Source organism: Streptomyces synnematoformans, assembly GCF_039531005.1.
GTDB classification, from domain to species: Bacteria; Actinomycetota; Actinomycetes; order Streptomycetales; family Streptomycetaceae; genus Streptomyces; species Streptomyces synnematoformans.
Window position 1 is genome coordinate 1 of record NZ_BAAAPF010000299.1, and the last position, 8,478, is coordinate 8,478.

The following is an 8,478-nucleotide window of genomic DNA, read 5'->3' on the forward strand; positions in this document are numbered from 1 at the left end:
AGCCGCTCCCGCAGCGCCGCCGCGCCCGCGCCGGGCGCCGCGCGCGCTGCCGCCCGCCTTCCGGGCGTACGGACCAGACCCCGCAGCACCGGCGGCAGCTCGCCGGCGTCGGCGAGGGCGGTCGCGTCCAGGCGTACGGGCAGCAGCACCGGCTCCGCCGCGGCGGCGGTCGCCGTGTCGAAGAGCGCGAGGGCCTCCGCGTCCGGCAGCGGCGCGACCCCGGACCGCGCCATCCGCGCCCGGTCCGCCGCCCCGAGCCCCGCGGTCATGCCGCTCGCCCGCTCCCACAGCCCCCAGCCGAGGGCCACCGCGGGCAGCCCGTGCGCCCGCCGGTGGCGGGCCAGGGCGTCGAGGAAGGCGTTGGCACCGGCGTACGCGCCCTGGCCGGCGCCGCCGAGGACGGCGGCGGCCGAGGAGAAGAGGACGAAGGCGTCGAGGGGGAGTTCACGGGCGGTGGTCAGCTCGTGGAGGTGGAGCGCGCCCGCCACCTTGGGGGCGAGGACGCGGTCGAGTTGCTCGGGCGCGAGCCCGGTCAGCAGCCCGTCGTCGACGACGCCGGCCAGGTGGACGACGGCGGTCAGCGGGTGCTCGGCGGGGATGGCGTCGAGGAGCCGGGCGGTGGCGGCGCGGTCGGCGACGTCGCAGGCGGCGACGGTGACGGTGGCGCCGAGGGCGGTGAGTTCGGTGCGCAGCGCGTCGGCGCCGGCGGCGGCGGGGCCGGTGCGGCCGGCGAGCAGGAGGTGGCGTACGCCGTGCTCGGTGACGAGGTGGGTGGCGATCAGCCCGGCGAGGGTGCCGGTGCCGCCGGTGAGCAGCACGGTGCCGTCGGGGTTCCACCGCGGGCCGGCCGGCGGGTCCGCGGGGGCGGAGGGCCGGTGGCGTACGAGGCGGGGCGCGGTGAGGCGGCCGGCGCGGAGGGCGAGTTGCGGCTCGCCGGCGGCGAGGGCGCGTGCGACGGTACGGGCGGTGTCCTCCGCGTCGTCGTCCAGGTCGACGACGACGAACCGGCCGGGCGCCTCCGACTGGGCCGAGCGCAGCAGCCCCCACACGGGGGCGGTCGCCAGGTCGGGTACGTCGCCGGGGCCGGCGGCGACGGCGCGGCGCGTGAGCACGACGAGCCGCGCACCGGCCGCCGTCGCCCGGTCGTCGGCCAGCCAGGTGCGGACGAGGCCGAGGGCGTGGTGGAGGGCGGTGGCCGGGTCGGGGGCGGCGGGGAAGGGCAGGACGACGGTCCCGGGGATGTCGGGGAGGGCGGCGAGGTCGGAGAGGTCGGTGAGCAACGCGAGGTCCCCGCCCGCGGCCCCGTCGCCGCCCGCTACGCCGTCGGCGGTCCCGGCGATGTCAGCGGTCCCGCCACCGTCGGCGGTCCCGCCGGCCCCGCCCTCGCCCGCCGCCACCGGCGTCCAGTCCAGCCGGTACAGCGAGTCCGTCGCCCGCGCGAGCTGCTCCGCGGCGAACGGCCGTGTCACCAGCGCCTCGACCGCCGCCACCGGCTGCCCGAGCGCGTCCGCGACCGTCACCGCGACAGCGTCCGGCCCGGCCGGGGCCAGCCGTACCCGTACCGCGGTGGCGGCGACGGCCGCCAGCCGCACCCCGGCGAAGGAGAACGGCAGCCCGGCCCGGTCCGGCTCCCGCCCCGGGCCGAGGCCGAGGCCGATGCCGATGCCGTGCAGGGCGGCGTCGAGCAGCGCCGGGTGGATGCCGAAGCGCTCGGCGTCGGCGGCGGCCGTCTCGGGGAGCGCGACCTCGGCGAAGACCTCGTCGCCGCGCCGCCACGCGGCCCGTACGCCGGTGAACACCGGGCCGTAGGACAGCCCGAGGGCCGCCAGCCGCGGGTACAGCCCGTCCACCGCGACCGGCTCGGCGCCCTCGGGCGGCCAGGCGGCCGGTTCCGGCCGGCCGGCGGGGACCTCGGCGAGGCGGCCGGACGCGTGCTCCGTCCAGGCGCCCGGCGCCACGCCCACCGGCTCGGGCCGCGCGTGGACACGTATCTCCCGCCGCCCCTCCGCGTCGGCCTCCGCCACCAGCACCTGGATCTCCACTGCCCCCGACTCGGGCAGCACCAGCGGCGCGTGCAGCGTCAGCTCCTCGACGCCCAGGCCCTCCTCGTCCAGCCGCGCGCCCGCCGCCAGCGCCAGTTCGAGGTACGCCGTGCCGGGGAGGAGGACGGTGCCGGAGACGGCGTGGTCGGCGAGCCAGGGGTGGGTGCGGAGGGACAGCCGCCCGGTGAGGACGAGCCGGTCGCCGTCCGCGGGGCGGGTGGCGGTCTCGATGAACGGGTGCGCGTCGCGGCCGGCGGGGGACGTGCCGGGGGCGAAGGGCGGGAGCCAGTAGTCCTTGTGCTGGAAGGGGTACGTGGGGAGGTCGGTGAGGCGGGCGCCGGGGAGGAGGGCGGACCAGTCGGGGGTGGCGGCGTGGTGGGTGTGGAGGGTGGCGAGTGCGGTGAGGAGGGTGTGGCGCTGGTCGCGGGTACGGCGCTGGAGCGGCACGGCGAGGTGGTCGGTGCCGTCGCCGAGGGTCTGGCCGGCGAGGGTGGTCAGGGCGGCGTCCGGGCCGAGTTCGAGGAACGCGCCGGCGCCGGCGGCCGCGAGGCGGGCGAGGTGGTCGGCGAAGGGCACGGGTTCGCGGACGTGCCGTACCCAGTGCTCGGGGTCGCGGAGCCGGTCCGCGTCGACGGCGAGCGGGATGCGGGGCTCGTGGAAGGTGAGCGTGCGGACGACGTCGCGGAACGGGTCCAGCATCCCGTCCATGTGCGGCGAGTGGAACGCGTGGCTGACGTGCAGCTCGCGCGAACGGAACCGCGCGGCGACCGCCCGGGCCGCGTCCGCGTCACCGGAGACGACGGTGGCGGTGGGGCTGTTGACGGCGGCGACGGCGACGCCGTCGGTGAGGTGCGGGGCGACCTCGTCCGCGGACGCCTGCAGCGAGATCATGACGCCGGTGGCGGGCATCTCCTGCATGAGCCGGGCCCGGGTGGTGACCAGCAGCGCCGCGTCGGCCAGGTCGAGGACGCCGGCGCAGTGGGCGGCGGCGATGTCGCCGACGGAGTGGCCGGCGAGGTGGCCGGGGGTGATGCCCCACTCCTCCAGCAGCCGGAACAGGGCGACTTGGAGGGCGAAGAGCGCGGGCTGCGCGTAGCGCGTCCGGTCCAGCACCTCGGCCGTACCGCTGAACATCACCTCGCGCAGCGGCCGGTCGAGCTGCGGGTCGACCGCCGCCGTGACCTCGTCCAGCGCCGCGGCGAAGGCGGGGAACGCGGCGTACAGCTCCCGGCCCATGCCCGGATACTGGCTGCCCTGCCCGGAGAAGAGGTACGCGAGACCGCCCGCCACGGGCCCGGAGGCCGGGCCGGTGACGAGGTTGCGGTGCGCGCCGCCCTCGGCGAGCGCGCTGAGGGCCGCCGGGTCGGCGTCGAGGACCACGGCACGGTGCCGGTGCCCGGCCCGGGAGGCGGCCAGGGTGCGGGCGACGTCGGCGGGGTCGGGGGCCGGGTCGAGGGCCGGGCGGCGTGCGGCGTACGCGGCCAGGCGCGCGGCCTGCGCCGCCAGCGCGCCCGGCGTCTTCGCCGACAGCGGCCACAGCGCGGCCCCCGGGGCCGACCCGGGCGGCGCCTCCTCCGGGGCCTCCGGGTCGTCCGGGGCCTGCTCCAGGATCACGTGCGCGTTCGTGCCGCTGATGCCGAACGACGACACCGCCGCCCGCCGCGGCCGGTCCGCCTCCGGCCACGGGCGCGCGTCCGTCAGCAGCCGTACGGCACCAGAGGCCCAGTCCACGTGCGGGGTGGGCTCGTCCGCGTGCAGCGTCCTGGGCAGCTGCCCGTACCGCATCGCCTGGACCATCTTGATGATCCCCGCGACACCCGCCGCCGCCTGCGCGTGGCCGATGTTCGACTTCACCGACCCCAGCCACAGCGGCCGGTCGTCCGCCCGGCCCTGCCCGTACGTCGCCAGCAGCGCCCGCCCCTCGATCGGGTCGCCCAGCTCCGTCCCCGTGCCGTGCGCCTCGACCGCGTCCACGTCGCCGGCACCCAGACCGGCGTTGTCGAGTGCCGCCCAGATGACCTGCTGCTGGGCCGGGCCGCTGGGCGCGGTGAGGCCGTTGCTGGCGCCGTCCTGGTTGACGGCGGAGCCGCGGACGACGGCCAGCACCCGGTGCCCGTTGCGCCGCGCGTCCGACAGCCGCTCCAGCGCGAGGACGCCCACGCCCTCCGCCATCCCCATGCCGTCCGAGCCCGCCGCGAACGCCTTGCACCGCCCGTCCGCCGCGAGCGCGCCCTGCTTGCCGAACTCCACGAACGTGCCCGGCGTGTACATCACGGTCGCGCCGCCCGCGAGCGCGAGGTCGCTCTCGCCGGAGCGCAGCGACTGCGCCGCCAGGTGCAGCGTCACCAGGGACGTCGAACAGGCCGTGTCGACCGTGACCGCCGGCCCCGACAGGCCCAGGCTGTACGCGATCCGCCCCGACGCCACGCTCGCCACCGAGCCGGTGACCAGGTGCCCCTCGACACCCCCGGGCGCGTACTCCAGCGGGGCGCCGTACTCGTGGTAGTTCCGCCCGACGAAGACCCCGCCCTTCGCCTCCTCCAGACCCGACGGGTCGATGCCGGCGTCCTCCAGCGCCGCCCACGCGCTCTCCAGCAGCACCCGCTGCTGCGGCTCCATCGCCAGCGCCTCGCGCGGCGAGATCCCGAAGAACTCCGCGTCGAACCCGGCGGCGTCGTCCAAGAAGCCGCCCTCCCGCACCGTCGTCGTACCGCCGGGTCCTGGGCCGAAGAGGCGCTCCAGGTCCCAGCCGCGGTCGGCGGGGAACGGGCCGACGGCGTCGCGCTCGTCGACGAGGAGGCGCCACAGGTCGTCGGGGGACGCGACACCGCCCGGGAAGCGGCAGGCCATGCCGACGATCGCGATCGGCTCCCGGGTCTGGTCCTCGATCTCCGCCAGGCGCCGGCGGGCCTTGCGCAGGTCCACGGTGACCCGCTTGAGGTAGTCGCGGAGCTTGGCTACGTCCTCGGCCATGGCGCGTCCTTCACGTGGTGCGGGAGTCCGGCTGTGGTGCGGGGGGCGACGACGGTCGGCACGGGTCTCACACCTCAGCCGTCGCGGAGTTCGCGGTCGATGAGGTCGAACATGTCCTCGTCGCTGACGAGGTCGAGATCGTCGTCCGCCGCCTCCGGACCGTCCGCGTCGTCCTGCGGCGGCCGGGACGCGGTGTCGAGCCCGGCCAGCAGGGTGCGGAGGCGGGCGGCGATCTCCGTGCGCTCGGGGGCGCCGACCCCGTGCGCGGTGACGGCGGCCTCCAGCCGGGCGAGTTCGGCGCGTACGGAGGCGGTGGGCGAGGGGGCCTCGCCGGGTTCTCCGGCGAGTTCTCCGGCCAGTTCTCCGGCGAGGAGGCGGGCGACGGCGAGGGGGTGCGGGTGCTCGAAGACCAGGGTGGCGGGCAGCCGCAGGCCGGTCGCCTCGCCGAGGCGGTTGCGGAACTCGACGGCCAGGAGGGAGTCCACGCCGCGCTGCCGGAACGGGGTCTTGTCGGTGGTCTCCGCGGTCCCCTCGGCGCCGGGGCGCTGCCCGAGCACGGCGGTGAGGCAGTCGTGGACGACGGCCAGGAGTTCCTTCTCGCGCTCGTCGGGCGCCAGGCCGGCCAGCCGTTCCGCGAGCGGCGAGGACTCCCGTACGGGCCCGGTGTCCCGCCGGTGCGCCGACGGCTCCGGCCGCTGCTGCTCGGCGGCGATCTCCGCGAGCAGCGGGCTGGGCCGGGCGGAGGTGAAGACGGGCAGGAACCTCTCCCAGTCCACGTCCGCGAGCGCGACGAAGGTCTCGTCGTCGTCGAGCGCCTGCCGCAGGCCGGCGAGGGCGGTCTCCGGGTCGAGCAGCGGGAGGCCCTGCTTGCGCAGGAACTCCGGATCGACGGCGTCCGGCAGCGTGTCGCTGCCCCACACCCCCCAGGCCACGGAGGTGGCGGGCAGCCCGCGGGCGCGGCGCTGCTCGGCGAACGCGTCCAGCCAGGCGTTGGCCGCCGCGTACGCCCCGTGGTCGCCGCTGCCCCACACGCCGGCGATGGAGGAGAAGAGGACGAACGCCTCGACGGGGTGGTGGGCGAGCAGCTCGTCCAGGTGCCGGGCACCGGCGACCTTGGGGTGCACCACGTCGTGGAACTCCTCGGCGGTGAGGGCGTCGAGGGGGCTGAGCCGCATCGCCGCCGCCGCGTGGATCACGGTCCCGACCCGGTGCCCGTTCGCGTCGAGCCGGCGTACGAGGTCCGCGACCGCGTCCCGGTCGGCCACGTCGCAGGCGGCGACGGTGACCGCGGCGCCCCTGCCCTCGATCTCGGCGACCAGCTCGGCGACCCCGTCGGCCGCCGGGCCGCGGCGGCTGACGAGCACGAGGTGCTCGGCGCCCGCGTCGACCAGCCACCGGGCGATGTGCGGTCCCAGGGCGCCGGTGCCGCCGGTGACGAGGGTGGAGTGGGGGAAGCGGTAGCCGGTGGCGCGAGGGGACGGGGTGGGGCGGGAGGCGCGGACGAGGCGGGGGGTGTGGACGGTGTGGTCGCGGATGGCGAGGTGCGGTTCGTGCGCGGGCCGGCCGCTGTCGGCCAGGTGCCGGACGAGCTGGGTGTAGTGGTGCGGCTGCGGGTCGGCGGGGAGGTCGACGAGCCCGGCGAAGTGGCGTACGTACTCCAGCGCGGCCACCCGCCCGAGACCCCAGGTCTGCGCGTGGTCGGGGTCGGGGGGCGGGTCGTGGGGGGAGGTCCGGACGGCGTGGGCGGTGACGGTCCAGAGGGGGGCGGCGGGGAGCCGCCGCCGGTGGTGCAGGTGGGCGAGGGTGGCGGTCGGGTCGGGGTCGAGGTTGAGGACGCCGGCGAGGTCGGGGTGCGCGGGGTCGGTGGTCACGGTGGCCCCCGCGGTTTCGAGGGCGCCGACCAGGGCGGGGGGCGGGGGCGTGTGGGGAGGGGTGAGAAGGACCCAGGTGCCGCTGAGCACGGGCGGGGCGGGGGACGGGGTGTGGGTGCGCCAGGTGACGGTGTAGCGCCAGGAGTCGAGGGTGCGCTGGCGAGACGTGGCGGGGGTGGGGGCGAGCCAGAGGTGCTGGTGCTGGAAGGGGTAGGTGGGGAGGTCGGGGAGGTGGGGGGCGGGGGTGGTGGGCGCGGGAGCCGACAGGCCGTGGGCGTGGGTGTGGGCGCGTGCGTGGGCGAGGCGGTGGGGGGTGTCGTCGTGGCGGTGGAGGGTGGCGTGGGTGACGGCTTCGGTGTCGGTCTGGTCGATGGTGTCTTCGATGGCGGTGAGCAGGCCGGGGTGGGGGCTGGGTTCGAGGAAGTGGCCGTAGCCGTCGGCGAGGAGGGCCTGCACGGTCTGGTGGAAGCGGACCGGCGAGCGCAGGTTGGTGAACCAGTAGTCGGCGGTGAGCGTGCTCGTGTCGACGGGTCCGGCGGTGACGGTGGAGTAGAAGGGAATGCCGCCCGGCCGGGGTTCGATGCCTGACAGGCGTGCCGTCAGGTCTTCTTCGAGGGGTTGGACGAGGGGGGTGTGCGAGGCGTACGTCACCGGCACCCGGCGATGACGTACCTCCCGGCTTTCACAGTGCTTCTCGACCGCATCCAGCGCGGCGGCCGACCCGGCGACGACCACGGCCGCAGGCCCGTTGAACGCAGCAATCGACACCTCAGCGGCGACACCGCAGGCATCCAGCAGCGCAGTGGTGTCCGTCTCATCGAGAGCTACGGACAGCATCCCGCCCGTACCCGCGAGCGCTGTCAGCGCCGCCGAGCGCTGGGCCACCACCCGCGCCGCGTCCTCCAGACTCAGCGCTCCCGCCACATGCGCGGCCGCGATCTCACCCTGGGAGTGCCCGATCACCGCATCCGGACGCACACCGTGGTACTCCCACCAGCGGGTCAGCGCCACCATCACCGCCCACAGCGCGGGCTGGACCACCTCCACCGGCTCCAACACCGAGGGTTCAGCGCTGGTCAGCACATCAAGAAGGTCGAACCCGGTATGCGGGGCGAGAGCTTCGGCGCACTCGGTCAGCGCCTGGGCGAACACCGAGGAGTCCTCAAAGAGCCGCGCGCCCATCCGCACCCACTGCGACCCCTGCCCCGGGTACACGAACACCGTCCCGCCCGGCACCCCCGCTCGCCCGGTCACCACCCCCGGGTGCGGCACACCGCCCGCCAGCGCCTCCAAGCCCGCCAGCACGTCCCGCCGGTCCTCGCCCACGACCACCGCGTGCCGCGTCAGCCGCGCCCGCGTCCGCAGCGCCCCCGCGACCTCGCCAGGACCCAGCTCGGGGCGTTCCGCCAGCCACCCGTGCAGCCGCCGGGCGTACGCGCGCAGCGCCTCGTCGCCCTGCGCGGAGAGCGGCACCCCCACGGGGCCGGCGGGGGTCGGCGCCGGGGGTTCGGGCTGCGGCTCGGGCTGTTCGAGGATGACGTGGGCGTTCGTGCCGCTGACGCCGAACGACGAGACCGCCGCCCGCCGCGGCC

2 protein-coding genes are annotated in these 8,478 nt (G+C 77.0%); both read right to left on the reverse strand.

The annotated features are described in order from the left end of the window. On the reverse strand, positions 1–5,015 hold a 5,015-nt coding region (locus ABD317_RS29755), incomplete at its 3' end, for a type I polyketide synthase (protein WP_344293776.1). A 74-nt stretch (positions 5,016–5,089) separates the two neighbouring features. Next, positions 5,090–8,478: SDR family NAD(P)-dependent oxidoreductase (locus ABD317_RS29760; RefSeq protein ID WP_344293778.1), on the reverse strand; the 3,389-nt coding region annotated here is incomplete at its 5' end.